Genomic DNA, 25342 nt, shown 5'->3' on the forward strand with positions numbered 1-25342 from the left:
CGTTAAGCGAGCCAGACGAAATACGTCATCAGCACGAACACACCCAAAATCATGACCAGGGCATAGTGGTACAGGAAACCCGACTGGAACCAGCGCACCACGCCAGACACCCAACCCACGACTTTCCAGGAACCGTTGACGAAGAAACCGTCGATGATGGCGCGGTCGCCCACCTTCCACAGACCCATGCCCAAACCACGGGCACCCATGGCCAGGATGTTTTCGTTGATCCAGTCCATGTAGTACTTGTTCTCCATGACCACGATCAGCGGACGCAGTACACGCGCAAAGAAGGCTGGTACTTTGGGGTTGACCAGGTACATGTACCAAGCGGTCACCACACCGGCCAAAGCCAGCCAGAACGGCGCCATGGTCATGCCGTGCAAAGCCATGGCCACTGGGCCGTGGAACAACTGACCCAACTGCTGCATCGCAGGGTGCTTGACGGCGTCGATGAAGATGACGTCCTTGAAGAAGTCGCCATACAACATGGGGCCGATCGTCATGTAGCCAATCACCACAGAAGGAATCGCCAGCAAGATGAGTGGCACCGTCACCACCCAAGGCGACTCATGGGGTTTGTCGTGGCCGTGATCGGTTCCGTGATCGTTGTGACCGTGGTGGTCATCGTGCCCATGGTGCGCGTCCGGGTTCTGGTCGTAGCGCTCCGGGCCATGGAAGACCAGGAAATACATGCGGAACGAATAGAAAGCCGTGACAAACACACCTGCCAAAACCGCGAAGTTGGCAAAGCCAGCCGCAGGCAAGGTGCTCAGGTGCACGGCTTCGATGATGCTGTCCTTGGAGTAAAAACCCGAGAACAAAGGTGTGCCAATCAGGGCCAGCGAACCCAGCAAAGAGGTGATCCAGGTGATGGGCATGTACTTGCGCAGACCGCCCATGTAGCGGATGTCCTGGTTGTGGTGCATGCCCATGATGACGGAGCCAGCGCCCAAGAAGAGCAGCGCTTTGAAGAACGCGTGCGTCATCAGGTGAAACACCGCGACCGAGTAGGCCGATGCACCCAAAGCCACCGTCATGTAACCCAGCTGCGACAAGGTGGAATAAGCCACCACGCGCTTGATGTCGTTTTGGATGATGCCCAAAAAGCCCATGAACAGCGCCGTGATCGAGCCGATGAGCATCATGAAGTTGAGCGCCGAGTCAGACAGCTCGAACAGCGGCGACATGCGCGCCACCATGAAGATGCCTGCTGTGACCATGGTCGCTGCGTGGATCAAAGCGGAGATGGGCGTGGGGCCTTCCATCGAGTCGGGCAGCCACACATGCAAAGGGAACTGCGCCGACTTGCCCATGGCACCAATAAAAAGGCAAATGCAGATCACGGTGATCAGCATCGCGTCCATGCCAAAGATGTACCAAGGGAAATCAATGGCGGCAAGCTCTTGCGCCTTGGCAAACAGCTCGGTGTAGTTGAGTGTGCCGGTGTAGGCCACAATCAGGCCGATGCCGATGATGAAACCAAAGTCACCGACCCGGTTGACCAAGAATGCCTTCATGTTGGCGAAGATGGCGGTCGGTTTGTTGTACCAAAAGCCAATCAGCAAGTACGACACCAGGCCCACAGCCTCCCAGCCGAAGAACAGCTGCAGCAAGTTGTTGCTCATGACGAGCATCAGCATGGAAAAGGTGAAGAGCGAGATGTAGGCAAAAAAGCGGTTGTAGCCTTCGTCCTCGTCCATGTAGCCGATGGTGTAGATGTGCACCATGAGGGACACGAAGGTGACGACGCACATCATCATAGCCGTGAGGCTGTCGACCATGAAGCCGACTTCCATCTTCAGGCCACCCACCACCATCCAGGTGTAGATGCTTTCGTTGAAACGGGCCCCACCCAAGACGCTGCTGAGCGTCATGGCCGACAGGATGAACGCCAAGAGCACACCCAAAATGGTGAAGCTGTGCGACAGGCGACGGCCAATCCAGTTGCCACCGAATTGGGTACCCCAAATGCCGGCCAACAGAGAGCCCGCCAGTGGGGCCAAGGGAATGGCCAGCAGTGTGCTGGCGTTGAGGGTCTGACTCATATTCTTGTTAACCCTTGAGCGAATTGAGTTCGTCCACGTTGATGTTGTTCTGGTTGCGGAACAACAGCACCAGAATGGCCAGGCCAATGGCCGATTCGGCCGCGGCCACCGTGAGGATGAAGAAGACGAACACTTGCCCGTGCATGTCACCCAGGTAGTGCGAAAACGCCACAAAGTTCATGTTCACGGCCAGCAGCATCAACTCGATGGCCATGAGCAACACGATCAGGTTCTTGCGGTTGAGGAAAATGCCGATCACGGACAACGCGAACAGCATGGCGCCAAGTGACAAAAAGTGTCCAAGGGTCAGTGTCATCATTTTTTCACCTCCACAGGTGCTGCATCAGTTGGAGCAACGGGGGCAGGCGCTGCTTGGGTCGGGGCCATTTTGACCACTTGCATGCGGTCGGAAGCTCGCACCTTGACTTGGGTGGACGGGTCAATCGCCTTGCTGTCCTTGCGCTCACGCAAAGTCAGAGCAATGGCCGCGATCATGGCCACCAGCAAAATGGCCGCAGCGATCTGGATCGGCATCAGGTATTCGGTGTAGAGCAAGATGCCCAGTGCCTTGGCATTGTCCACCGGCAAGGCACCGTTGCCCATGACAGGTGCTTCGGACACGCGAAAACCGGACAACAACACAGCGGCCATTTCCAGGGCCACGATGGCCCCCAAAGTGGCCGCCAAAGGAAAGTTTTTCCAGAAGCCTTTGCGTACTGTGTCGATGCCGATGTCCAGCATCATCACCACGAACAAGAACAACACCATCACCGCGCCCAGGTACACCAGCACCAACAAAATGGCCAGGAATTCGGCGTTGAGCAGGAACCACACGGCCGAGGCTTGCGAGAAAGCCAGCATGAGGTACAGCACCGCGTGCACGGGGTTGCGTGCGGTCACCACCCGGAAGGCTGCAAACAGCAGTACCACCGAGAAGAGGTAGAAGAAACCGGTCTTGACGTCCATAAGTCTGTCTTTTTAAGTGTTCAGGACTGGGCGGCGTTCAACGGTAAGGAGCATCGGCGGCACGGGCGGCAGCGATCTCTTTTTCGTAACGGTCGCCCACGGCCAGCAACATGTCTTTGGTGAAGTACAGGTCACCGCGTTTTTCGCCGTGGTATTCAAAAATGTGCGTCTCGACGATCGAGTCCACTGGGCAGCTTTCTTCACAAAAGCCGCAGAAGATGCACTTGGTCAAATCGATGTCGTAGCGCGTGGTGCGGCGTGAACCGTCTTCGCGCTGACCGGCTTCGATGGTGATGGCCATCGCTGGGCACACGGCTTCGCAGAGCTTGCAGGCAATGCAGCGCTCTTCACCATTGTCATAGCGACGCAGGGCATGCAATCCACGGAAACGCGGCGACAGCGGTGTTTTTTCTTCCGGGAACTGCACCGTCACCTTACGGGCGAAAGCGTAGCGTCCGGTCAGGGCCATGCCCTTGAGTAACTCCACGAGCATGAAGCTCTTGAGGAAGTCCTTGATCGAGAAAGAGGAAGCAGTCATTGTTGTCATGGTCATTCACCGCTCAAAGCCAGATGTTCCAAGGCGAGTGCAACCACACGCCCACGACCAGCAACCACACCAAGGTGACCGGGATGAAAATCTTCCAGCCCAGACGCATGATCTGGTCATAACGGAAGCGCGGAAATGTGGCACGGATCCAGATGAACATGGACACCACCAAGAAAGTCTTGAGGCCCAGCCAGATCCAGCCGGGTATCCAATTGAACAAGGCGCTGTCGATCGGCGACAACCAGCCGCCCAAGAACATGATCACGGCCAGGATGGACACGAGCCACATGCTGGCGTATTCGGCGAGGAAGAAGATGGCAAAGCCCATGCCCGAGTACTCAACCATGTGACCGGCCACGATCTCGGCTTCGCCCTCGACCACGTCAAAAGGGTGACGGTTGGTTTCGGCCACGCCCGAGATCAAGTAGACGATAAAAATCGGCAGCAGCGGCAACCAGTTCCAAGACAAGATGCTCAAGCCCATGTCGGCGGCTGCGCCCTTGCCTTGCGCCAGAACGATCTCGGTCAGGTTCATGCTGCCCGAGACCATCAGGACCACCAGGAAGCAAAAGCCCATGGCGATCTCATAGCTCACCATTTGCGCCGATGCACGCAGCGCACCCAAAAAGGCGTATTTGGAATTCGATGCCCAGCCCGCAATGATCACGCCATACACCTCGATCGAGGTGATGGCCATGACCAGCAGCAAGCCGGCATTGATGTTGGTCAGCGCCTGCTCGGGGCCGAAAGGAATAGCGACCCAAGCGGCCAACGCCGGCATGATGGCCATGATCGGGCCGAGGCGGAACAAGCCGGGACTGGCTGCTGTGGGGTTGATCAGTTCTTTGGTCAGCAACTTCAGGGCATCTGCAATCGGCTGCAACAAACCAAACGGCCCCACGCGGTTGGGTCCATGACGAACTTGCATAAAGCCCAAGAGTTTGCGTTCCCACAGCGTCAGGTAGGCCACGGCGCCCATCAGCGGTGCGAGGATGGCGACGATCTTGAGCAAAATCCACAAAACAGGCCAAACCATCGTGGCCCACCAGCTGGCCGCCACCAAATTCAGGCCGCCGTTGTACAGCGCGTCAATCATGGGTCACCTCCAGACGGGCGTCTGCGGTCAATTGCAATGACGGCGCGCGGCGCACGGTGCCATCAAGTTGGTAAATGGAAGCGACCGCCGGAGCAGGCGTGGTGGTCCCCGTCAGGTTGATGGCGGCCCGTGTGACGTTCGATGCCATTAGCGGTTGAGCCGTGGCGCGAGACAACACGTCTTGAGAGGTCTCGAAGGACACGCCCGGTATGTCAAGCAAGTTGGCCAGAACGCGCAGCACTTTCCAGGCTGGACGCGTATCGGCCAAAGGCTTGACCACGGCGTGGAAGCTTTGCAGAAGACCTTCGGCATTGACAAAAGAGCCTGAGGTTTCGGTGAAAGGGGAAATCGGCAGCAGCACATCGCTGAATGCCATGTTGGCCTTGAACGGGCTGAGGGTCACCACCATTTCGGTCTGCGCCAATGCATGGGCAGCGGCGCCACCTGCAGCGCTGTCAAACTCGGGCTCGGTGTTCAGCAAGATTGCAGCTTTCAGGCCACCGGCCAGCATCTGGCCCGCATGCTTGCCACCGGTTTGGGGCTGAGCGCCCACCCATTGCGCGCCCACGGTGTTGGCTGCTTCGGTCAGGTAACCGACAGACGCACCCGTTTGCTCGGCAATCCAGTTGGCCAGGACCAGCAAGGTCGAAGCGTTGGCATGGTGTGCTGCGGCATTGCCCAGCAGCACCGCCTTGCGCTCACCACCCAGCAGAGACTTGGCGATGGCTTGGGCTTGTGCAGAAGCCGTGCCAACACAGGGAGCTGTAACACCTTTCTCTGCTGCAATGGCGGTCGCCACATCGGCCAGGGTTTGCGCCCAGGCAAAAGCATCGGTCACCACGGCATTGGCCACAGGCATGGCCCAGGCATCGGCGTGGCTGAACGCGCCTTTGTCGGCGATCAGGTTCACGGCAGCGCCATGGCGCACAGCGTGGCGCACACGCAGCGCAAACAGCGGATGGTCTTTGCGCAGGTTGGAGCCCACGACCAAAATGCGCTGCAGTGTGCTCAGCGATGCGATCGATGTACCCAACGTGCGCACGCCTTCAGCAGCGCCAAATTCGGCGTTGCGCAAACGGTAATCAATGTTGTCAGAGCCCAGGCCGCGCATCAAAGCACCGGCCAGGTACAACTCTTCGACAGTGCTGTGCGGGCTGACCAAAGCGCCGATGCTGTTGGCACCGTGGTCGCGCTGGATATTGCGCAGACCGTTGGCCACGTATTCGAGGGCGGTTTGCCAGTCAACGGTTTTCCATTCACCGCCCTGCTTGAGCATGGGGTGGGTCAGGCGGTCAGTGCCATTCAGGGCTTCGTACGAGAAACGCTCACGGTCGGCGATCCAGCACTCGTTGACGTCTTCGTTTTCCAGAGGCACGACCCGCATGACCTGGTTGTTTTTGACCTGCACGATCAGGTTGGCACCCGATGAATCGTGGGCAGCGACCGACTTGCGGCGCGACAGTTCCCAAGTGCGGGCGTGGTAGCGGAACGGCTTGCTGGTCAACGCGCCCACGGGGCAAATGTCGATCATGTTGCCCGACAGTTCGGAGTCAATCGTTTGGCCCAAAAAGGTTTCGATCTCGGCGTGCTCACCGCGGTGCGACATGCCCAGCTCCATGGCGCCGGCCACTTCCTGGCCAAAGCGCACACAGCGTGTGCAGTGGATGCAGCGGCTCATCTCTTCCATCGAGATCAGCGGGCCGACTTCCTTGTGGAACACCACACGCTTTTCTTCTTCGTAGCGCGAGCTGCTGCCACCATAACCCACAGCCAAGTCTTGCAACTGGCACTCACCGCCCTGGTCGCAAATCGGGCAATCGAGCGGGTGGTTGATGAGCAAGAATTCCATGACCGACTTTTGGGCTGCAATCGCCTTGTCGCTCTTAGTGCGCACGATCATGCCTTGCGTCACGGGGGTGGCGCAGGCGGGCATGGGCTTGGGGGCCTTTTCAACCTCAACCAGACACATGCGGCAGTTGGCCGCAATCGAGAGTTTCTTGTGGTAGCAGAAATGGGGAATGTAGGTGCCCGCTTTTTCGGCGGCATGCATGACCATGCTGCCTTCGGCAACTTCCACTTTCTGACCGTCGAGTTCTATTTCAACCATGGGTCTTCACCGCTGTTGCATCGGCACCGACCTTGGAGGTCTTGTGCTCGATGAGGTGTACAAATTCGTGACGGAAATGCTTGAGCATGCCGCGAACTGGCATGGCCGCGGCGTCGCCCAAGGCGCAAATCGTGCGGCCCATGATGTTGCCGGCCACACTGTCGAGCATGTCGATGTCGCTGGCGCGGCCTTGGCCGTGTTCAATGCGGTCCACCATGCGCCACAGCCAGCCTGTGCCTTCGCGGCAAGGCGTGCATTGGCCGCAAGACTCGTGCGAGTAAAAGTAAGACAAACGCGCCAGAGCCTTGACCATGCAACGCGTCTCGTCCATGACAATCACCGCCCCCGAACCTAACATCGAGCCGCCTTCTTTGGCAATGCTGTCGTAGTCCATGGTGAGCTTCATCATCAACTCGGCAGGTACCACCGGCGAAGACGATCCGCCAGGGATCACCGCCTTGAGTTGGCGACCACCACGCACGCCACCGGCGAGCTCGAGCAGCTTGGCAAACGGTGTGCCCATGGGCACTTCGTAGTTGCCGGGACGCTCCACGTCACCGCTGACCGAGAAGATCTTGGTGCCGCCGTTGTTGGGTTTGCCGCATTCCAGATACGCCAGACCCCCATTGCGGATGATCCAGGGCACCGCCGCGAAGGTCTCGGTGTTGTTGATGGTGGTGGGCTTGCCGTACAGACCAAAGCTGGCGGGAAACGGTGGCTTGAAACGGGGCTGGCCTTTTTTGCCTTCCAGCGATTCGAGCAAGGCAGTTTCTTCACCGCAGATGTAAGCGCCAAAACCATGCGAGGCGTGCAACTGGAAGCTGAACGAACTGCCCATGATGTTGTCACCCAAGTAGCCTGCTGCGCGGGCTTCTTCGAGGGCCGCTTCAAAGCGCTCGTAGGTGTGGAAAATTTCGCCGTGGATGTAGTTGTAACCCACGCTGATGCCCATGGCATACGCGGCGATGATCATGCCTTCAATCACCGTGTGCGGGTTGTACTCCATGATGTCGCGGTCTTTGCAGGTGCCCGGCTCGCCTTCGTCCGAGTTGCACACCAAATACTTTTGACCGGGGAACTGGCGGGGCATGAAGCTCCACTTCAGGCCCGTGGGGAAACCCGCACCGCCGCGACCACGCAGACCGGACTCTTTGACGGTGGCGATCACCTGGTCTTGGGTGAGGCCAGCGATGCCGGTTTCTGCGTTGGGTGGTGTGCCGTCTTTGCCCAAGATTTTGCGCAAGGCCGCATAGCCAGCGCGTGCTTCGTAATCTTTGATGCCCCAGTTCGTGCCATTCAGCCCTGCATAGATTTGCGGGTTGATGTGGTGGTCATGGAAGCAGGATTCCACGCCATTGGCCTGAAATTGGCTGAGAATTTGTTCGACGTTCATCAGGTGGCCTCGGCTTTCTTCAAGCTGTCGACCAATTGGTCGAGCTTGTCGTGGCTCATGAAACTGCACATGTGGCGGTCATTGACCAACAAAACCGGCGCATCGGCGCAAGCCCCTTGGCACTCGCTGGGCTGCAAGGTGAACAGGCCGTCAAGCGTGGTTTCACCAACGTTCACACCCAGTTTGTGTTCCAGATGTTCCAACGCTTTTTGACCGCCGCGCAACTGGCAAGGCAGGTTGGTGCACACGTTCAGCTTGAACTTGCCCACCGGCTTTTGGTTGTACATGTTGTAAAAGGTGGTCACTTCGTGAACCGCCATCACAGGCATGCCCAACACCTCGGCCACGACTTGCTCACTGTCGGGGCTCACCCAGCCTTGTTCTTGCTGCACGATAGCCAGGCAGGCCATGACGGCCGACTGCTTTTGGTCCGCAGGGAACTTGGCAACTTCACGCGCAAAGCGTGCTCTGGTTGAATCAGAGATCATCGGTCAATCTCTCCAAAAACGATGTCCATGGTCCCGATGATCGCGACCGCATCGGCCAGCATGTGGCCACGGGCCATTTCATCGAGGGTGGCCAAATGGGCAAAGCCCGGGGCACGAATTTTGAGACGGTAAGGCTTGTTTGCCCCATCGCTCACCATGTAAATGCCGAACTCCCCCTTGGGGTGCTCGACGGCGGCATAGGCCTCGCCTTCGGGCACATGAAAACCTTCGGTAAAGAGCTTGAAGTGGTGAATCAAGTCTTCCATGTTGGACTTCATGCCTTCGCGCGCAGGCGGTGCCACTTTGTGGTTGTCGGTGATGACGGGGCCAGGGTTGGCACGCAGCCACTTCACGCATTGCTGGATGATGCGGTTCGATTCGCGCATCTCTTGCACACGCACCAAATAGCGGTCGTAGCTGTCACCGGTCTTGCCCACCGGCACGTCGAATTCGACCTGGTCGTAAGCGTCGTACGGCTGCTTTTTGCGCAAGTCCCAAGCGAAGCCTGAGCCGCGCAGCATGGGGCCGGTCATGCCCAGGTTCAGAGCACGCTCGGGTGCCACCACGCCGATGCCCACGGTGCGCTGCTTCCAGATGCGGTTATCGGTCAGCAGGGTTTCGTATTCGTCTACGCACTTGGGGAAGCGTTGCGTGAAGTCGTCGATGAAGTCCAGCAAGGAACCATTGCGGTTTTTGTTCAGCTGCTCGATGGCCTTGGCGTTCTTGATTTTGCTGACCTTGTACTGGGGCATGCTGTCTGGCAAGTCGCGGTACACGCCACCGGGTCTGAAGTACGCCGCGTGCATGCGGGCACCCGACACGGCCTCGTACATGTCGAACAAGTCTTCACGTTCGCGGAAGGTGTAGATCAGGATGGTCGAGCTGCCGCAGTCGTTGCCATGTGAACCGAGCCACATCAAATGGTTCAGCACGCGGGTGATTTCCGAGAACATCACGCGGATGTACTGCGCGCGCATGGGCACTTCCAGCCCCAGCATCTTTTCGATGGCCAAGCAATACGCATGCTCGTTGCACATCATCGACACGTAATCCAAGCGGTCCATGTAGGGGAGCGACTGGATGTAGGTTTTGCTCTCTGCCAACTTTTCGGTAGCGCGGTGCAGCAAGCCGATGTGCGGATCGGCACGTTGCACAACCTCGCCATCCAACTCGAGCACCAAGCGCAACACACCGTGCGCAGCCGGGTGCTGGGGGCCAAAGTTCAGCGTGTAATTCTTGATTTCGGCCATGTCAGTTCAGGCCTCCATAGTTGTCTTCGCGGATGATGCGCGGCGTGATCTCGCGTGGCTCAATGCTCACGGGCTCGTAAATCACGCGCTTGCGCTCGGCGTCGTAGCGCATTTCGACGTGGCCCGACAGCGGGAAGTCTTTGCGGAAGGGATGACCGATGAAGCCGTAGTCAGTCAAGATGCGGCGCAGGTCGTTGTGGCCTTCGAACACGATGCCATACAGGTCGAACGCTTCGCGCTCGTACCAGTTGGCCGAGTTCCAGATGTCGTTGACCGAGTCCACCAAAGGCAGGTCGTCGTCGGGGCACAGCACTTTGACGCGCACGCGCTGGTTCAGGCTCACGGACAACAAATGCACCGTGACACCAAAACGCGGGCCATCGGAGCCCACTTCGCGGTAAGCCGAGTAATCCAGACCTGCCAAATCTACAAGCTGTTCAAATTGGCAACCCGGCGCATCACGCAGGGTTTGCATCACGCCCAGGTAATGGGCTGCGCTCACCTGCACAGTCACCTCACCCAGGGCCAGGGTGATTTTTTGCACCCGATCACCCAAGGCTACAGCCAAGGTGTCTTGCAAGTCTTCGGGGCGAATGGCGAAAACGGTCATCGTCATTCCCTTCAAGCGCGCGCAATGGTGTGCGTGCGGCGAATTTTTTGCTGCAGCTGGATGATGCCGTAGATCAGTGCTTCGGCTGTGGGCGGGCAGCCCGGCACATACACATCCACCGGTACGATGCGGTCGCAACCGCGCACCACCGAATAGCTGTAGTGGTAATAACCGCCGCCGTTGGCGCAAGAACCCATGGAGATCACCCAGCGTGGTTCAGACATCTGGTCATAGACCTTGCGCAGCGCCGGAGCCATCTTGTTGCACAAGGTGCCCGCCACGATCATCAAGTCGGCCTGACGGGGGCTGGCACGGAACACTTCTGCACCGAAGCGCCCCAAGTCATAACGGGCAGCGGCCGAATGCATCATCTCGACTGCGCAGCAAGCCAGACCAAAGGTCATGGGCCAGAGCGAGCCCGTTTTGGCCCAGTTCACCACCGAGTCGTAACTCGTGGTGACGAAACCTTCTTTCATCACGCCTTCAATCATTTGGATTCCTCAAACAGGCAGTTTGCTGTGGTGCGTAAAACGGTCATTCCCAGTCCAGGGCGCCTTTTTTCCACTCGTAAACAAAGCCGACGACCAGAATGGCCAGAAAAATCACCGCAGCCACAAAGCCGGCCATGCCCACCTCCTTGAGGGCCACGGCCCAAGGAAACAGGAAGGCGATTTCAAGATCGAACAAGATGAACAAAATGGCCACCAGGTAGTAGCGCACATCGAACTTCATGCGAGCGTCTTCGAAGGCTTCGAAGCCGCATTCATAGGGGGAATTTTTTTCCGCGTCAGGCCGGTTGGGACCGAGGATGTAGCCTAAAACCTGGGGAATGATGCCGACAGCAACACCAACCAAAATGAACAAGAGAATGGGGAGGTACTGTTCGAGGTTCATTGGGTGACTGCCGGTTAATGACCGAATGAACCGCCCAAGCCTTCAGCACGAGCGATTCTGTTTGTCTGGTGCCGTCGGCGAGACTCGAACTCGCACAGCTTTCGCCACTACCCCCTCAAGATAGCGTGTCTACCAATTTCACCACGACGGCTGGATGCTCAGGACCAGCTTGCATGAGGTACACCTTGAGTGCGTATCGCTTACTGATCAATCTCTGATTTTACCCCGAAAAATGGGCTATTTCCCGACTTAAAACTGGAAAATTGTGCACAGCAGCAAAGCTGAATGACAGCTTACTGATGTGCCGTTTACTTCACCGGTGCGGGGGGGACGCTGTTGTCGGGCTGGGCCACAGGAGTGTTGCCGGGAATCTGCGCAGCGGGGCTGGTGTTCACTGGGGCAGGCGCCGTCACAGCCGCGCCTTCGAGCACACTGCCCGAAGAGGTGGGAGCGAGCTTGCCAAAATAAGCCAGCAACAAAGTACAGACGAAAAACACGGCCGCCAACACCGCCGTGGTGCGCGACATGAAGTTCGCACTGCCTGTCGCGCCAAACAAGCTGCCCGAACCACCGCTTCCAAAAGCGGCCCCCATGTCCGCGCCTTTGCCGTGCTGGATCAGGATCAGGCCAATCATGGCCAGCGCCGACAACATCTGCACCACCAATATCAAGGTCAACATCACGCTCATTTGAGTACTCCGAAAAAAATCAAAACTGGGTTGAAAAGCTCAGCGCGAAGCGGCTTTCAACATGGATAAAAAGTCTGGGGCCTTGAGTGACGCCCCCCCGATCAGACCGCCGTCCACATCGGGCTGGTCCAGCAAGGACGCGGCATTGGCGGCATTCATGCTGCCACCGTACAAGATCGACACCCGCTCAGCATGCGCTGTGGCGGCCTGCAACTGAGCACGCAAAACAGCGTGCACACTTTGGACTTTTTCAGGCGTGGCCGTCAATCCAGTGCCAATGGCCCAAACGGGCTCATAGGCCACCACGATTTCGCTGATGCAGTGGCCGTTGGTGTGGATCACCGCCGCCAATTGCCGTTTGACCACCGCCTCGGTCTGCCCTGCCTCGCGTTCGGCCAGGCTCTCGCCCACGCACACGATGGGGGTGATGCCTGCAGCCAAGGCGCGCTGGGCTTTGTTGGCCACCACGGTGTCTGTCTCGCCATGGTATTGACGCCGCTCCGAGTGGCCCACGATGGCGAAACGCACCGCAAAATCACGCAACATGTCGCACGACACCTCGCCGGTGTAGGCACCTGATTCATGGGCTGATACATCCTGCGCACCCAATGCCAAGGCCGATCCGGCCAATAAACTTTGAGCTTGCGCCAGATAGGGTGCGGGCAAGCACACCGCAGCATGGCAACTCACACCCGCCATGCCGTTCAAAATGTCGGATAACAAAGAAGCATTGGCAGCCAGGCTGCCATTCATCTTCCAATTGCCCACCATCAATTTGCCGGACATGCCCATCACCAAGTCACCACAATCTTGCCTACATGCTGGTTCGTTTCCATCAAGGCATGGGCTTGCGCCGCGCCCGAAGGCAAACCACCACCCGCCTCCACCGCGCCAAAAACGCTGTGGATGACCGGCTTGATGCGGCCCGACTCGATCCAGGGCCACACTGTCTGGCGCAAAGACTGGGCAATCGCTGCCTTGAAGGCCACGGGGCGCGGACGCAGTGTCGAACCGGTGATCGTCAAGCGACGGCGCAATACCATGCCGGCATTGAACTCGCTCTTGACGCCGCCTTGCACTGCGATGATGACCAAGCGACCGTCTTCGGCCAAGGCCTCAACTTCACGCGCCAAATAATCGCCAGCGACCATGTCCAAGATCACATTCACACCAGCGCCACCTGTGATGCGCTTGGCCTCGGCAACGAAATCTGAGGTTTTGTAGTTGATGGCATGGTCAGCGCCCAAGTCCAAGCAAGCCTGGCATTTGGCATCAGAACCTGCCGTGGCAATCACTTTAGCGCCAGCCGCCTTCGCCATCTGGATGGCTGTGACGCCGATGCCGCTGGTGCCGCCCTGGATCAACAGGGTCTCACCCGCTTGCAAACGCCCGCGGTCAAACACATTGCTCCACACGGTAAAAAATGTCTCAGGCAGCGAAGCAGCTTCGGTATCCGTCAAGCCTTTGGGGATTGGCAAACACTGGGCCACCGGTGCCACGCACAGTTGCGCATAACCACCACCCGCTACCAAAGCGCAGACACGGTCGCCCACTGCAAATCCCGCTTCGGCCATGGCCGCCGCATCACCCGACACCACCACGCCTGCGACCTCCAGACCCGGAATGTCCGAGGCACCCGGTGGCACGGGGTAATTGCCGGTGCGTTGCAGCACATCGGGGCGGTTGATGCCGCTGGCCGAAACGCGAATGAGCAACTCCCCTGCCCCGGCCACAGGCTCAGGACGGGTGCCGGGCACCAGCACTTCAGGGGCGCCGAAGCTTTGAATTTCGATGACGTTCATGGCAGGTTCAGCGTTGTGCGTTGGGCGTTAAGCGTTGGGCATTGAGGATTGGTTGAGCGTTGGGGTGAAAAGCATCTCGCTCAACGCCCAACTCTCAACTGATAAGGCTCAACGACTCAGCCTTGAGCCGGACGGTCCAACAAAGCCTTCATCGACAACTTGATGCGGCCTTTTTCGTCGGTTTCCATGACCTTGACCTTGACGATCTGGCCTTCACTCAGGTAGTCGGTGACCTTCTCAACGCGCTCGTGGGCGATCTGGCTGATGTGCAGCAGACCGTCTTTGCCAGGCAGCAAATTGATCAGGGCGCCGAAGTCAAGGATCTTGGTCACAGGGCCTTCGTAGACCTTGCCGATTTCAACTTCGGCGGTGATCTGCTCGATGCGCTTCTTGGCGATGTCGGCCTTTTCGCCGTCGGTGGCCGCGATGGTGATCGTGCCGTCTTCGGAGATGTTGATCTGGCAACCGGTTTCTTCGGTCAGGGCACGGATGGTCGCGCCGCCCTTGCCGATCACGTCACGGATTTTCTCGGGGTTGATCTTCATGGTGAAGAGCTTGGGCGCGAAATCCGACACTTCGGTGTTGGCCGTACTCATCGCCTCTTGCATCTTGCCCAGAATGTGCATGCGGGCTTCTTTGGCTTGGGCCAAAGCGACTTGCATGATTTCTTTGGTGATGCCCTGGATCTTGATGTCCATCTGCAAAGCAGTGATGCCGTTGGTGGTACCAGCGACCTTGAAGTCCATGTCACCCAGGTGGTCTTCGTCACCCAAGATGTCAGTCAACACCGCAAAGCGGTTTTCTTCCTTGATCAGGCCCATGGCGATACCCGCCACGTGGGCTTTCATCGGCACACCAGCGTCCATCATCGACAGGCAGCCACCGCAAACCGAAGCCATGGACGAAGAGCCGTTCGATTCGGTGATTTCGGACACCACACGCACGGTGTAGGGGAACTCTTCTTTGCTTGGCAACACAGCGGCCAAAGCACGCTTGGCCAAACGACCGTGGCCGATTTCGCGGCGCTTGGTGCTGCCCATGCGGCCCACTTCGCCGGTGGCAAAGGGAGGCATGTTGTAGTGGAACATGAAGCGGTCTTCGAACTCGCCAGCCAGCGCGTCGATGCGCTGAGCATCGCGCTCGGTGCCCAAAGTGGTGATGACCAAAGCCTGGGTTTCGCCACGTGTGAACAGGGCCGAGCCGTGGGTGCGGGGCAGCACGCTGTTGCGGATTTCGATGGGGCGCACAGTGCGTGTGTCGCGGCCGTCGATGCGGGGCTCACCGGCCAAAATCTGGCTGCGCACGATGCGCGCTTCGATTTCGAACATCAGGCCGTCGAGCTTGACGCCGTCAAAGGCCACACCTTCTGCAGCCAAAGCCGCTTTGACCGAAGCGTAAGCTTCGCGGCAAGCGTGTGTGCGGGCTTGCTTGTTGCGAATTTGGTAAGCAGCGCGCAGCTTTTCTTCTGCGAGTGCGGCCAGCTTGGCTTCGAAAGCCAAGTCGCGGGCAGGCGCTTGCCAGTCCCACACGGGCTTGCCAGCTTCACGCACCAGTTCGTGGATGGCGTTGATGGCAATGGCCGATTGCTCGTGACCGTACACCACACCGCCCAACATGATTTCTTCGGACAGTTGCTGGGCTTCGGATTCGACCATCAGCACAGCGGCTTCGGTACCGGCCACCACCAGGTCCATCACGCTGTCTTTGCGCTGGGTCTGGCCGGGGTTCAGGACGTATTCGCCGTTGATGTAACCCACGCGAGCGGCGCCAATGGGGCCGTTGAACGGGATGCCCGAGATGGACAAGGCGGCAGACACAGCGATCATCGCTGCGATGTCGGCGTCGACTTCAGGGTTCAAAGACACGGTGTGGATGACCACGTGCACGTCGTTGTAAAAACCTTCAGGGAACAGAGGACGGATCGGGCGATCGATCAGGCGGCTGGTCAGTGTCTCGTGCTCGCTGGGCTTGGCTTCACGCTTGAAGAAGCTGCCGGGAATCTTGCCTGCAGCATAAGTCTTCTCGATGTAATCGACAGTGAGAGGGAAGAAGTCTTGACCGGCTTTGGCGATCTTGGAGCCCACGACTGTGGCGAGCACAACGGTGCCTTCCATGTCGAGCAGCACAGCGCCGCCGGCTTGGCGTGCGACTTCGCCAGTTTCCATCTTGACCGTGTGCTGGCCCCACTGGAATGTTTTGGTAACTTTATTGAAAATAGACATGTTCAGAACTCCTGAAAACAAAAGCGCATGAGGCTGCACTGTGAGCCCGGAAGTTGACGCTCTGAACTCGATGCCATTCCACAAAACCTTGATTGAAAGCCTTGTGGAATGACACAGCGCGGGTTCTTTGTGGCAAATTCCGACTGAAAAAAAGAATAAAGCGCCTGAGCTAGTGAACTAACTCAGGCGCTTTTCATCTGGCGTGACGATTACTTGCGCAGGCCAAGTTTGGCGATCAGTGCAACGTAACGGTCAGCATCACGGGACTTGAGGTAGTCGAGTAATTTGCGGCGACGGCTGACCATGCGCAGCAAACCACGGCGACCGTGATGGTCTTTGGCGTGTGTTTTGAAGTGGGGTGTCAGCTCGTTGATACGGGCTGTGAGCAAAGCCACCTGGACTTCTGGGGACCCAGTGTCGTTGGCAGCACGGGCGTTGGCCTTGACGACCTCGGCCTTGATTGAAGATGCAATCATGGTTTTTCCTTGTTGTTTCGCTGGCATTCAATGAAGAATTTCAGCGGGTTAATGACTTGCGCCAACTGCCGGAAAAGCGGATGGCGTGCGCTTTGCAAATCGCAAAACAGCCGGATTATAGCCCGAAACATGGCCTCAGTGGACCGCGGCGCAACGTTGATCTTTTTGAATCAACCATCGTCCGCAAAGCGCGAATCAGACGCCTATTGATCCGGCCCCTTGAAGTCTTGAACAAGAGGTAAGGGATCGTTTTTTTGTGAGAGTCCACCCCTGTGGGCGATGGGCGTGGAACACGCCCTGCAAACCATCGCCCACGGGGTGGGCTCTTACAAAGACAACAATATCGGCATGCTCAGCACCCACAAGGGTCATTCAAACTTCATCGGGCCGGATAAGTAAGACAGACGAAGGTGCCTCCGCCCGATAAAATCTCCACCCATGACAAACCAACTCGACAAAAAATCCCAAGCCTGGTCTGCGCTCTTTTCTGAACCCATGAGCGAGTTGGTCAAGCGCTACACCGCCAGCGTGTTCTTTGACAAACGCCTCTGGCAAGCTGACATCACAGGCAGCCTGGCCCATGCCGACATGTTGGCGGCGCAAAAGATCATTGGCGCGAGCGACCTGGCCGACATCCAGCGCGGCATGGCTCAGATCACGAAAGAGATCGAATCTGGCGCTTTCGAATGGAAGCTGGACCTCGAAGACGTGCACCTGAACATTGAAGCACGCCTGACCCAATTGGTGGGCGATGCGGGCAAGCGCCTGCACACCGGCCGCAGCCGCAACGACCAAGTGGCCACCGACGTGCGCCTTTGGCTGCGCAGCGAGATGGACCTGATCATCGATTTGCTGAATGACTTGCAAAAGTCGCTGGTCGATGTGGCCGAGCAAAACGTCGAGGTCATCATGCCCGGCTTCACCCACCTGCAAGTGGCGCAACCTGTGAGCTTTGCGCACCACCTGCTGGCTTATGTGGAGATGTTCAGCCGGGATGCCGAGCGCATGGTCGACGTTCGTCGCCGCACCAATCGCCTGCCGCTGGGCAGCGCTGCTTTGGCCGGCACCACCTACCCGCTGGACCGTGAGCGCGTGGCGCGCACGCTGGGCATGGTCGATGTGGCGGGCAACCCACAGGTCTGCCAAAACAGCCTGGACGGCGTGAGCGATCGCGACTTCGCCATCGAATTTACCGCAGCGGCCAGTCTGTGCATGGTGCACATCAGCCGTTTCAGTGAAGAGTTGATTTTGTGGATGAGCCAGAACTTCGGCTTTGTGCGCATTGCCGACCGTTTCACCACCGGCTCGAGCATCATGCCGCAGAAAAAAAACCCCGACGTGCCAGAACTCGCACGCGGGAAAACCGGCCGCGTGGTCGGTCACCTGATGGGCCTGATCACCCTGATGAAGGGCCAGCCCTTGGCCTACAACAAGGACAACCAGGAAGACAAAGAGCCACTGTTTGACACCGTGGACACGCTCAAAGACACGCTACGCATCTTCAGCGAAATGGTAGGCGGTCAAGTCAACCCCGCCACAGGCCAAAAAGAAGGCGGCATCACCGTCAACGCCGCTGCGATGGAAGCGGCTGTGAAAAAAGGTTACGCCACCGCCACGGACCTCGCCGACTATTTGGTGAAAAAAGGCCTGCCCTTCCGCGACGCACACGAAGTGGTGGCCCACGCGGTCAAGACTGCGCAAGGCCTGGGTGTGGACTTGTCAGAGCTGTCGCTGGAAACCCTGCAAAAGTTCGACAGCCGCATCGAAGCCGATGTGTTCGGACCGCTCAGCGTGCAGGGGTCGCTGAATGCCCGCAACACCTTGGGCGGCACGGCACCGGTGCAAGTGCGGGCGCAGATTGCACGGCATCGCAGCCGTTTGGCCTGAAGGCCGCGCTATTTTTTTTGCACCGGGTTGGCCAGCAACAAATTGGCCGGGTAGGCCCGCATGAACTCGCGGGCTTTGTCGATGGGGGCGTTGAGCCAGGCGCCATATGCGCCTTCGTTCAAGATGGCGGGCATGCGTTTTTCATTGCCGTTTTGGCCATAGCGGTTCATCAGGGCGTGGCTGTTGGCGTTCACTGTGAGCAGGGTGAAGCTGACGATCTCTTCTTCGCCTTGTGTCCAGCACTCCCACAAACCCGCCACCCCCATGGGCTGGCCGTCGACGCGGGCGATGCGGGTGGGCACGGCTTTGCGGCTGCGCCAGTCGTCTTCCAAAAATGCCTGCATGGGGATGATGCAGCGCTGGCCTTTGAGCCAGGTCTCACGTGTGGCCGTGGCGGTGCTCATGGTTTCATAGCGGGTCACGGCCAACTTGGTAGACCGGAGTTTGGCGTCTGACGCCGACTTGACCCAGGTGGGCACCAGACCGAATTGGCCTTGGGCCAGTTCCATCACCAGTGGGCTGGCGGGGGCTGGCATGGGGGCGGCTTCAGCTGAATCCTCAACATCAGATTCAGAGAGGGGCATTTGGGCTTGTTCAGCCACTACCATCGCCTTGCGGATGAAAAAACCCGGCTGGCGCGGCCAGACCTCTTTGCCCCGAAGGGAATCGGGCGGAGCGATGCCAAAGGCCTCGGCGTACAGGTCGGGGCTTTTCAGGCATTCGTATTGGGTGCTCATGCGGTCGATGCTAACCGACCTGATACGCTAGGAACTCGATGACACGACCTACTTTCGAATGCTGATCCGCTTCAACAAGCCCTATGGCGTGCTCAGCCAGTTCACCCCCGAGGGTCGCTGGCGTGGGCTCAAGGACCACATCGACTTGCCCGGCGTCTACGTGGCCGGACGGCTGGACGCCGACAGCGAAGGCCTGCTGCTGCTGACCGACGACGGCCCAATGCAGGCTCGCATTGCCGACCCGCGCTTCAAGATGGAAAAAACCTACCTGGTGCAAGTGGAGGGAATGGTGACTCAGGCAGCGTTGAACCAACTGAGCCGGGGGGTGACGCTGAACGATGGCCCCACCCTGCCCGCATTCGCCATCGCGGTGGATCCGCCTGCCGACCTGTGGCCTCGCAACCCGCCAATTCGCGAGCGCAAGAACAGTCCGACTTCTTGGCTGGAGCTGGTGATTCGCGAGGGCCGCAACCGCCAAGTGCGCCGCATGTCCGCCGCCGTGGGCTTGCCCACGCTGCGCCTGATCCGCACCGCCGTGGGGCCTTACAACCTGGATGGCCTGCCCACGAGTACTTGGCAGCAAGTCTGAGTCCGGGGCATTGGCTTGCGCCAAAGCGACGCCGGTGCCCGGCGACTTCCTGCACAATCGCGCATCTTTCAACCCCCAGAGAACCCCCATGTCTGAATTGCTGAACAAACTCGAATGGCGCTACGCCTGCAAAAAAATGGACCCGGCGAAAGCCGTTCCGCAAGACAAGGTCGATCGCATCATCGAAGCGGCACGTCTGGCCCCTACGTCGAGCGGTCTGCAGCCCTTCGAAATCATCGTTGTGACCAACTCCGCTGTGCGCGAACAACTCAAGACCGCAGCGCGCGGCCAAGCCCAAATCACCGACGGTTCGCACCTGCTGGTGTTTGCTGCTTGGGACAACTACACCGCCGAGCGCATCAACATGATGTTTGACCTGACCAACGCCGAGCGCGGCGGCACCAACGAAGGCTGGGAAAACTACCGTCAGATGTTGCTCAAGAACTATCCCGCGCGCACCCCTGATGTGAACTACGAGCACGCCGCTCGCCAGGCTTACATTGGCTTGGGCGCTTCCCTGATCGCTGCGGCTTTTGAAGAAGTCGATGCCACGCCCATGGAAGGCTTTGACCCCAAAGCGGTGGACGCAATTTTGGGCCTGAGCGCTCGTGGCCTTCGCAGCGTGGTCATTGTGCCGCTGGGCTACCGCGCAACAGAAGGCGACTGGTTGGAGAACCTGAAGAAAGTGCGCCGCCCCACTGCGCAATTTGTGACCGAAGTCAAGTGATGACCCAGCCTGCTTGAAGCGCACCCGCTTCAAGCCCCCACAAAGCCGCAGATTCTGCGGCTTTGTGCTTTAACATCGAGCCTTCCCAAGTCGGGATGCAACCCAAGGAAACACCATGGCCAAAGGCGAACAACGCAGCAACAAAATGGCCAAGAAGCCAAAGAAGGACACCGCGCCCCCCAAGACGTTCACGTCCGACCGCCCCATGGCACCGGCCACCTTTGTGGCCCCACGCGGCAAAGTCAAAGACAAGTGATCTTTCCTGCCGAGCACATGGCTTGCGCAGTTCTGCCTGCATGATCCCGATCCACGAAGACGAGCACCTGCTGGTGCTGGAAAAACCCAGCGGATTATTGTCGGTGCCCGGTCGTGGCCCGGACAAGCAAGACTGCTTGTCCAAGCGGGTGCAAGACCGTTACCCCGAAGCCCTGATCGTGCACCGCCTGGACCAGGACACCTCTGGCCTGTTGCTCATGGCCCGGGGCATTGAAGCCCAACGCCGACTCAGCAAGTTGTTTGAAACCCGTCAAGTCAAAAAACGCTACGTCGCGGTGGTGACGGGCCAGCCTTTGCAATCCCAAGAGGCCGTAGTGCAAGACGACGATGGCTGGCGCACCATCGACGGCCCGATCTTGCTCGACTGGGAGCGCCGCCCCTTGCACATCATCCACCCCGAAGGCAAAGCCAGTCGCAGCCGTTGGCGGGCCCTGCAAACCAGCGACAGCGCCAGCCTGATTGAATTGGAGCCCGTCACAGGCCGCACGCACCAGTTGCGCGTGCATCTGCAAAGTATTGGCCATCCGATGCTGGGCGACTCACTTTACGCTCCACCGGACATCAAAGCGCTGAGCCCCCGCTTGCTGCTGCACGCACAAGAACTGGCCTTTGTGCACCCTTTTACAGACCAAGCTCTGGCATTCAAGGCCCCGGTGCAATGGTCGGCCACAACGCCGTTCACCACCTGAGTGGGCCGCGGCCCCAGGTCCAATGCCTGCCAGTAGGTCGGTGCCTTCACGGTCCAACACAACATCTTTTCGCGAAGCGACACTTTCAAAGGGCGATGGTGCACCTTGTCGGGCCTGAAGGTACCGAGCCTGCGCAGTCAGGGCCTCGCCAACTCACGGGGTTTGGCAATGCGGCCCGACACCAGGCCGCACAGCACCACCAGACCCATGCCCGTGAAGGCCATCGCGTCAGGGATGTGGTCAAACAACCACCAGCCCATCAGCGTTGAAAAGCCCACCCCGGTGTAGAGAAAAGGCGAGACCACGGAAGCTGGGGCTTTGGAAAAGGCCACGATCAGCAGGTACTGGCCCAGCGTGGCGGCCAGGCCCACCAAGAGCAGCAGCGCCCATTCGTGCAGACTTTGCGGTGTGACCCAAGCGTTGAACACCAGCAGCGTGCTCACCGCCCAGCCCACCCAACCCGTATAAAGCTGCATCACGGCCGGGTCTTCGGTACGCGTCATGTGGCTGGTCACGGCCTGGAACACGGCGTAAGTCAGCACTACCGTGAGCGCCATCCAGCCGACCGAGCTGTCCACCTGCCCACCCGGACGGATGACCAGCATGGCCCCAAGCAGACCACCCACCACCATGAGCCAGCGCAGCGGCGAGACCTGCTCTTTCATGACAAAGCGGGCCAGCGCTGTGAGCACCAGGGGTGTAAGCATGACAATGGCGGTGAACTCGGCCACCGGCATGCGCTGCAAGCAGTAAAAGGCCAACAAGCTGCAAGAGACCATGAGCAGGCCGCGCAGCAACTGCAAGCGCAGGCTGTGCGTGCGCCACATGGCGCCCCCCCGCAGCGGGGCCAGCACCAGCGCAGTGCCCAGGGCCTGCACCGCGTAGCGAAACCAAAGCACCATCACGGGCGTGACACTGAGCATGACCCATTTGCTGGTGGCATCACTGAAGCTCAGACTGGCCATAGCCAGCACGGCAAAAAGGATGCCGGGTCCTACCCAGGCGGCTTGGTCCGGGGAGTGGATGGCGTTCGGTGTGGTGTGCAAGCTCTATCCCATAAATGACTGGACTTATTTTTACATGCCATTTCCACTGACACAGTCACCTGCGGAAAGGGGTTTTTTAAGCCTGTTCACCGAAACGTTCATGACAACTGGGCCTGCAAGTCATTCGCCAGATAAAATAGCTTGCTTTGATTTGAGTCATATCCCTCCATGTTGTTTTTCCCCTTTGAGCCAAGGCGCTTGGCTCTCCTGCGCCATGCCTACTGCCTGTCCACGCTGGCCCTTTCCCTGGGCCTGCTCGGGTGTACTTCGGCCTCGTGGGCGCAAAGCTCTTTAGCCGCCGAAGAAGCCATCAAAAAAGCCCTGCAAGCCGGGCAACTCACACAAGCCCGCCAACTGGTGCAAAAAGAGCGTCAAAACGCGCCCCAAGCGGTGCAATGGCGCTTCATGGAGGGCGTGGTTCAAGCCCAGCAGGGTCAGATTGACAAGGCCATCGAGACCTTCAAGCAAATCACCCAAACGCACCCCGACCACTCCGAGGCCTACAACAACCTGGGCGTGCTTTACGCGTCCAAGGGTGAGCTGGAAGCTTCCAAAACCTATCTGGAAAAAGCCCTGCAAACCCACCCCAGTTATGCAGCCGCCCACCGCAATTTGTCGGATGTGCACAGCCAACTGGCCAAACAAAGCTACGCCAAGGCCCTGCAGGTCGACCCCAAAGCCAAGGACACCGCCCCTCAATTGACTTTGCTGGGCAGCATGGGCAACGATCTGCGTGGCCAGTCCCCCGCCCAGAATGTGGCTTCGCTCACGCGGCCTGCTCCTCCCGCTTCGGCTCCGGCTCTGACCCCGGGCCAAGCCGCCAACCAAGTCCCCGCAACTGTCAACGCTGCGACTTCAGCTTCGCCAGCTCCCTCAGCTGCCAAAGAGGCCCCCAGCATGCCGGCCGTCGCGCCCACTGCGAGTGCCTCGGGAGCGCGTGCGGCCACAGTGACACCAGCCAAGCCCAGCACCACAGTTGCGGCAGCGGCCCCTGCCGCAGCGCCAGCCGCCCCGCCAACAGAAAAGCCTGCCGCCGATGCACGGCAAGCTGACCGCGCCGCCATCGACAAAGCTGTGCGGGACTGGGCCAAGGCCTGGAGCAACAAGGACATGCCGCGTTATTACGCCGCCTACGCGAGCAATTTCACACCCGCCAATCGGGCCAGCCGGGCGCAATGGGAGAGTGACCGCCGCATCCGCATCGTGTCCAAAAAATCGATCTCGGTGGAAGTGCGGGAGATGAAAGTCAGCTTCACAGGCGAGTCAGCATCGGTCCGCTTCCAGCAGATCTACACCTCGGACAATTTGAAGGGCAGCAGCCGCAAGACCCTGGAAATGGTGCGTCAAGGCAACCGCTGGCTGATCGTGCGCGAGTCGGTGAATTGAAACCTCATCGCGGCTTGCCGCCCCACGCTTCCCCAGGCCGCCCTGAGGCCAGCCCCGACTCAGCCCCCGTGCCCAAACCCCAGGCCTGGCGACTGAAGTGGCTGAGCATCGTGGGCGTGCTGATGATGGTGGTGGCCTGCCTGTGGTGGTGGGCCGACAGCGAGGACAATCGCCTTCAAAACGTCTGGCACCGCGTCAGCCTCAGCATGGGCTGGGCCTCCTCGCCAGCACTGCAGTGGCGTCTGGACTTCACCCCCCAGCCCGCAGATTCGCAGCTTGCCAACACCACAGATCCCGAGCACTTGGTGCGGCAGATTTATGCCCACCTGGGCGAAGGCGAGCGTGCCCAGGCCCTGGCCACAGCCAGTGTGCTGGTGGAGCGGTTCCCCAACTTCCAACTGGGCCTGCTGCTGTACGCCGACTTGCTCAACATCAGCTCAGCCAAGCCGGTGGCCTGGCCCGATAACGAAGAGCTCAATGCCCCGTCTTTGCGCAAGCGCCTGGACGAACTGATCCTGGAATCCAAACGCCGTCTTCAGCGTGACAGCGCGCAAAGCCTGCAGGGCAAAATCCCGTCAGCCCTGGCCTTTCTCAGCCCACAGCAGGCCTACGTGGCGGCTGTAGACGCCTCCAAATCGCGTCTGTACTGGTTTGAAAACCGCAGTGACGGCGATGGCCGATTGCAGCTGCACCTGGTCAAGGAAAGCTACATCTCGGTGGGCATCAATGGGGTCGGCAAAAACAAAGAAGGCGATGGCAAAACACCACTGGGCGCTTATTTCATCCTGCGCAATTTGCCCGGCGAGAGCCTGCCCGATTTGTTTGGCGTTGGGGCCTTGACGCTGAATTACCCCAACGCAGTGGACGTGATGCGGAAAAAAACTGGCTCGGGCATCTGGCTGCACGGCACGCCCAGCGCCCAATACGCCAGAGCACCGGAGTCTACCGATGGCTGCGTTGTGCTCTCCAACCCCGAGATGGGGCGTTTGCTGCAAATGCCCGAGCTGCGCATGACCCCGGTGATCATTGCCGAGCAACTCGAATGGGTAAACGCAGACCAAGCCGGGCAAACATGGGCCGCCTTCAAGCCATCGCTGGACAAGTGGCTGCAGGCGCGCAACGGCCGCGATCCCGAGGCCCTGAAAATTCACTACAGCCAGCGCTATGAACAAGACGGTATGGCTCTGGCGCAAGTCTGGCCTCGACTGGCCCAAACCACCTTGGGTTACAGCCAAACCCAGCCACTGGAGTTGGTGTCTGTTTTGAACTGGAAAGACCAGGACAACACCATGGTGGTGACGATGAAAGACCCCAACCAGACCTATCCCCAAGGTGCAGCCTATTTGCGAACTTATTGGCAGAAGGAAAATGGTCAATGGCGGCTGGTGTTTCAGGGGCCCACCTGATCGCGCCAAAC

The 25342-nt window shown here is 59.0% G+C and carries 26 protein-coding genes and 1 tRNA gene; 7 read left to right on the plus strand and 20 right to left on the minus strand.

The annotated features are described in order from the left end of the window. Positions 1-2: 2 nt before the first annotated feature. From nuoL to rpsO, 18 genes are all read right to left on the minus strand, one after another. Positions 3-2048, minus strand: coding sequence for an NADH-quinone oxidoreductase subunit L (gene nuoL / locus B9Z49_RS02315; protein ID WP_108351836.1), 2046 nt, complete (start codon positions 2046-2048; stop codon positions 3-5). A 7-nt stretch (positions 2049-2055) separates the two neighbouring features. Next, positions 2056-2364, minus strand: coding sequence for an NADH-quinone oxidoreductase subunit NuoK (gene nuoK, locus B9Z49_RS02320; protein ID WP_108351986.1), 309 nt, complete (start codon positions 2362-2364; stop codon positions 2056-2058). Further along, positions 2364-3014, minus strand: a complete 651-nt coding sequence (locus tag B9Z49_RS02325; protein ID WP_108351837.1) for an NADH-quinone oxidoreductase subunit J — start codon at positions 3012-3014, stop codon at positions 2364-2366. The genes nuoK and B9Z49_RS02325 overlap by 1 nt, the downstream gene beginning before the upstream one ends. A gap of 37 nt (positions 3015-3051) precedes the next feature. Next, on the minus strand, positions 3052-3561 hold the full coding sequence (gene nuoI / locus B9Z49_RS02330; RefSeq protein WP_108351987.1) for an NADH-quinone oxidoreductase subunit NuoI: 510 nt from the start codon (positions 3559-3561) through the stop codon (positions 3052-3054). 13 nt (positions 3562-3574) lie between these two features. Continuing rightward, positions 3575-4657 (minus strand): NADH-quinone oxidoreductase subunit NuoH, encoded by a 1083-nt coding sequence (nuoH, locus tag B9Z49_RS02335; protein ID WP_108351838.1) that lies wholly within the window; start codon positions 4655-4657, stop codon positions 3575-3577. Further along, positions 4650-6764, minus strand: coding sequence for an NADH-quinone oxidoreductase subunit NuoG (gene nuoG, locus B9Z49_RS02340; protein WP_108351839.1), 2115 nt, complete (start codon positions 6762-6764; stop codon positions 4650-4652). Before nuoG ends, nuoH begins: the two co-directional genes overlap by 8 nt. Then, positions 6757-8157 carry an NADH-quinone oxidoreductase subunit NuoF gene (nuoF, locus tag B9Z49_RS02345; protein WP_108351840.1) on the minus strand — a complete coding sequence of 467 codons (1401 nt, stop codon included), beginning with the start codon at positions 8155-8157 and terminating at the stop codon, positions 6757-6759. Before nuoF ends, nuoG begins: the two co-directional genes overlap by 8 nt. Next, on the minus strand, positions 8157-8645 hold the full coding sequence (gene nuoE / locus B9Z49_RS02350; RefSeq protein ID WP_108351841.1) for an NADH-quinone oxidoreductase subunit NuoE: 489 nt from the start codon (positions 8643-8645) through the stop codon (positions 8157-8159). Before nuoE ends, nuoF begins: the two co-directional genes overlap by 1 nt. Then, positions 8642-9895, minus strand: coding sequence for an NADH-quinone oxidoreductase subunit D (locus tag B9Z49_RS02355; RefSeq protein WP_108351842.1), 1254 nt, complete (start codon positions 9893-9895; stop codon positions 8642-8644). The genes nuoE and B9Z49_RS02355 overlap by 4 nt, the downstream gene beginning before the upstream one ends. A gap of 1 nt (position 9896) precedes the next feature. Beyond that, entirely contained in the window at positions 9897-10505 is a 609-nt protein-coding gene (locus B9Z49_RS02360; RefSeq protein WP_108351843.1) for an NADH-quinone oxidoreductase subunit C, read from the minus strand. Between the two features lie 11 nt (positions 10506-10516). Beyond that, on the minus strand, positions 10517-10996 hold the full coding sequence (locus B9Z49_RS02365) for an NADH-quinone oxidoreductase subunit B family protein (protein ID WP_108351844.1): 480 nt from the start codon (positions 10994-10996) through the stop codon (positions 10517-10519). A gap of 43 nt (positions 10997-11039) precedes the next feature. After that, positions 11040-11399 carry an NADH-quinone oxidoreductase subunit A gene (locus B9Z49_RS02370; protein WP_108351845.1) on the minus strand — a complete coding sequence of 120 codons (360 nt, stop codon included), beginning with the start codon at positions 11397-11399 and terminating at the stop codon, positions 11040-11042. 66 nt (positions 11400-11465) lie between these two features. Next, positions 11466-11550 (minus strand) — tRNA-Leu (locus B9Z49_RS02375). A 157-nt stretch (positions 11551-11707) separates the two neighbouring features. Continuing rightward, entirely contained in the window at positions 11708-12088 is a 381-nt protein-coding gene (gene secG, locus B9Z49_RS02380; protein ID WP_108351846.1) for a preprotein translocase subunit SecG, read from the minus strand. 39 nt (positions 12089-12127) lie between these two features. Beyond that, complete coding sequence (tpiA, locus tag B9Z49_RS02385; RefSeq protein ID WP_369913313.1) at positions 12128-12880, minus strand: triose-phosphate isomerase; 753 nt, start codon at positions 12878-12880, stop codon at positions 12128-12130. Further along, positions 12880-13890: an NAD(P)H-quinone oxidoreductase gene (locus B9Z49_RS02390; RefSeq protein WP_108351847.1), complete on the minus strand. Its 1011-nt coding sequence runs from the start codon at positions 13888-13890 to the stop codon at positions 12880-12882. Before B9Z49_RS02390 ends, tpiA begins: the two co-directional genes overlap by 1 nt. 116 nt (positions 13891-14006) lie before the next feature. Beyond that, a complete protein-coding gene (gene pnp / locus B9Z49_RS02395; RefSeq protein WP_108351848.1) occupies positions 14007-16112 on the minus strand; it encodes a polyribonucleotide nucleotidyltransferase in 2106 nt (701 codons plus the stop codon). Positions 16113-16321: 209 nt separating this feature from the next. Beyond that, positions 16322-16588: a 30S ribosomal protein S15 gene (gene rpsO / locus B9Z49_RS02400; RefSeq protein ID WP_019428565.1), complete on the minus strand. Its 267-nt coding sequence runs from the start codon at positions 16586-16588 to the stop codon at positions 16322-16324. Between the two features lie 438 nt (positions 16589-17026). On the opposite strand from rpsO, the gene argH reads away from it, so the two are divergent. Then, positions 17027-18475 (plus strand): argininosuccinate lyase, encoded by a 1449-nt coding sequence (gene argH / locus B9Z49_RS02405; protein WP_108351849.1) that lies wholly within the window; start codon positions 17027-17029, stop codon positions 18473-18475. 8 nt (positions 18476-18483) lie between these two features. On the opposite strand, the gene B9Z49_RS02410 is transcribed toward argH, so the two are convergent. Further along, entirely contained in the window at positions 18484-19212 is a 729-nt protein-coding gene (locus tag B9Z49_RS02410) for an SOS response-associated peptidase family protein (RefSeq protein WP_108351850.1), read from the minus strand. Positions 19213-19270: 58 nt separating this feature from the next. On the opposite strand from B9Z49_RS02410, the gene B9Z49_RS02415 reads away from it, so the two are divergent. The 4 genes from B9Z49_RS02415 to B9Z49_RS02425 all read left to right on the plus strand — a co-directional run bounded on the left by B9Z49_RS02415 (position 19271) and on the right by B9Z49_RS02425 (position 21493). Further along, positions 19271-19801, plus strand: a complete 531-nt coding sequence (locus tag B9Z49_RS02415; RefSeq protein ID WP_108351851.1) for a pseudouridine synthase — start codon at positions 19271-19273, stop codon at positions 19799-19801. Between the two features lie 88 nt (positions 19802-19889). Next, positions 19890-20528: an NAD(P)H-dependent oxidoreductase gene (locus B9Z49_RS02420; protein ID WP_108351852.1), complete on the plus strand. Its 639-nt coding sequence runs from the start codon at positions 19890-19892 to the stop codon at positions 20526-20528. Positions 20529-20643: 115 nt separating this feature from the next. Next, the gene (locus B9Z49_RS21990; RefSeq protein WP_199224961.1) at positions 20644-20784 is read left to right on the plus strand and encodes a hypothetical protein; all 141 of its coding nucleotides are present in this window, start codon (positions 20644-20646) and stop codon (positions 20782-20784) included. Positions 20785-20824: 40 nt separating this feature from the next. Further along, positions 20825-21493, plus strand: coding sequence for an RluA family pseudouridine synthase (locus B9Z49_RS02425; RefSeq protein ID WP_108351853.1), 669 nt, complete (start codon positions 20825-20827; stop codon positions 21491-21493). A 137-nt stretch (positions 21494-21630) separates the two neighbouring features. Here the strand turns inward: B9Z49_RS02425 and B9Z49_RS02430 are convergent, their stop codons facing one another. Continuing rightward, the gene (locus B9Z49_RS02430; RefSeq protein WP_108351854.1) at positions 21631-22539 is read right to left on the minus strand and encodes a DMT family transporter; all 909 of its coding nucleotides are present in this window, start codon (positions 22537-22539) and stop codon (positions 21631-21633) included. A 168-nt stretch (positions 22540-22707) separates the two neighbouring features. Here B9Z49_RS02430 and B9Z49_RS02435 point away from each other — a divergent pair, with 168 nt between their 5' ends. Together B9Z49_RS02435 and B9Z49_RS02440 are read left to right on the plus strand one after the other, a co-directional pair. Continuing rightward, complete coding sequence (locus tag B9Z49_RS02435) at positions 22708-23925, plus strand: tetratricopeptide repeat protein (RefSeq protein ID WP_108351855.1); 1218 nt, start codon at positions 22708-22710, stop codon at positions 23923-23925. After that, complete coding sequence (locus B9Z49_RS02440) at positions 23922-25331, plus strand: murein L,D-transpeptidase family protein (RefSeq protein WP_146188445.1); 1410 nt, start codon at positions 23922-23924, stop codon at positions 25329-25331. The genes B9Z49_RS02435 and B9Z49_RS02440 overlap by 4 nt, the downstream gene beginning before the upstream one ends. Positions 25332-25342: the final 11 nt, after the last annotated feature.

It is taken from the genome of Limnohabitans sp. 2KL-51, assembly GCF_003063645.1.
GTDB lineage: Bacteria > Pseudomonadota > Gammaproteobacteria > Burkholderiales > Burkholderiaceae_C > Limnohabitans_A.